Source organism: Streptomyces kebangsaanensis, from assembly GCF_001906585.1.
Taxonomy (GTDB): Bacteria; Actinomycetota; Actinomycetes; order Streptomycetales; family Streptomycetaceae; genus Streptomyces; species Streptomyces kebangsaanensis.
Genome location: NZ_JUJA01000166.1, coordinates 10450 through 12419 on the forward strand (window position 1 = coordinate 10450; position 1970 = coordinate 12419).

Annotated in this window: 1 protein-coding gene; it reads left to right on the top strand. The window is 71.0% G+C overall.

Annotation, left to right across the window (positions count from 1 at the left end; translation table 11 throughout):
* Nucleotides 1-278 precede the first annotated feature (278 nt).
* A complete protein-coding gene (locus RH94_RS34145) occupies nt 279-1943 on the top strand; it encodes a cellulase family glycosylhydrolase (RefSeq protein ID WP_073952189.1) in 1665 nt (554 codons plus the stop codon).
* The last annotated feature ends 27 nt before the right edge of the window (nt 1944-1970 follow it).

A 1970-nucleotide genomic window follows, 5' to 3' on the forward strand; every position in this document is an offset into this window, starting at 1 on the left:
GAGCCGGTGGACTGGCGACTGCCGTAGGCCGTCGCGGGCGTGACGGCTTCGAGGCCGGCCCGTCTTCTCCTCGCCCGCGGAGGGCAGGTGCCTGCACAGAGGGGTGGAGGGGCCGGCGCGGCCGCGGCCAGGAGCAGACCGGCCACCAGCACGGCAGCCCCGGAGGGGAAACCGCTTTCTCCTCAACTCTTGACGTGCCCCTGACGCAACTGGCTCTATGGGAGCGCTCCCATAACCATTGTCCGCCCGGCTTCCTTGCCTCACTCCCTGGAGACGCAGTGAGAAGAACAAGAAGCACGACACTCAGGAACCCGTCCACCGCCCTACTGGCAGCCGTGGCCGTCCTCCTCGGCCTGCTCGCCCTGGCCCCGTCCCCCGCCCACGCCGCCCCCGGGTCCTCCGACGCCGCCGCGACCGGCCTGCACATCAGCAACGGCCGCCTCCTCGAAGGCAACGGCAACGACTTCGTGATGCGCGGCGTCAACCACGCCCACACCTGGTACCCGGGCGAGACCCGGTCGCTGGCCGACATCAAGGCGCTCGGCGCCAACAGCGTGCGGGTCGTCCTCTCCGACGGCCACCGCTGGACCCGGAACAGCGCGGCGGACGTGGCGGCCGTCATCGCCGGCTGCAAGGCCAACCGCCTGATCTGCGTACTGGAGGTGCACGACACCACCGGCTACGGCGAGGATGCCGCCGCCGGCACGCTCGACCACGCCGCCGACTACTGGATCAGCCTCAAGAACGTCCTGGCCGGCGAAGAGGACTACGTCGTCATCAACATCGGCAACGAGCCCTGGGGCAACACCGATCCGGCCGGCTGGACCAACCCCACGATCGCCGCGATCAAGAAGCTGCGCGGGGCCGGCTTCAAGCACACGATCATGGTGGACGCGCCCAACTGGGGCCAGGACTGGCAGGGCGTCATGCGGGCCAACGCCCGGACGGTCTACGACGCCGACACCACCGGCAACCTGATCTTCTCGATCCACATGTACAGCGTCTTCGACACGGCCCAGAAGGTCACCGACTACCTCAACGCCTTCGTCGCCGCCAGACTCCCCATCCTCATAGGTGAGTTCGGCGGCCCGGCCGACCAGTGGGGCGACCCGGACGAGGACGCCATGATGGCCACCGCCGAGCGGCTCGGCCTCGGCTACCTGGCCTGGTCCTGGAGCGGCAACACCGACCCGATCCTCGACCTCGCGACCGGCTTCGACCCGGCGCGGCTCAGCTCCTGGGGCCGGCGCGTCTTCCACGGCGCGAACGGCATCGCCCAGACCTCCCGCGAGGCCAAGGTCTTCGGCGGCACAGCCCCCGACACCCGGGCCCCGACCGCCCCGGGCACCCCGGCTGCCTCGGGCGTCTCTCCCACCTCGGTCACCCTGACCTGGGCCGCCGCCACGGACGACGTCGGCGTCACCGGCTACGAGGTGGTCCGCGTCAACGGCACCACGGAGACCACGGTCGCCTCCTCCACGACCACCACGGTCACCGTCTCGTCCCTGACCCCGGACACGGCGTACACCTTCGCGGTGTACGCCAAGGACGCGGCCGGCAACCGCTCCCCCCGCTCGGCCACGATCACCGTCACGACCAAGAAGGACACCGGCACCCCCGGCGCCGGCTGCTCCGTCGGCTACCGCGTCACCAACGAATGGCCCGGCGGCTTCCAGGCGGAGATCACCGTCCGCAACACCGGCACCGCCACCGTCAACGGCTGGACCCTGGGCTTCGCCTTCCCGGCCGGCCAGACCATCAGCAACATGTGGAGCGGCACCCCGACCCAGAAGGGCTCCTCGGTGACGGTCGCCGCCGCGTCGTACACCTCGACGATCCCCGTCAACGGCTCGGTCGCGGTCGGCTTCACCGGCACCATGCTCACGACCAACCCCGCCCCGACGGCGTTCACCCTCAACGGCACCACCTGCGCGACCGGTTGACAGGCCCGCTCCGGCCGACCGGCGGGG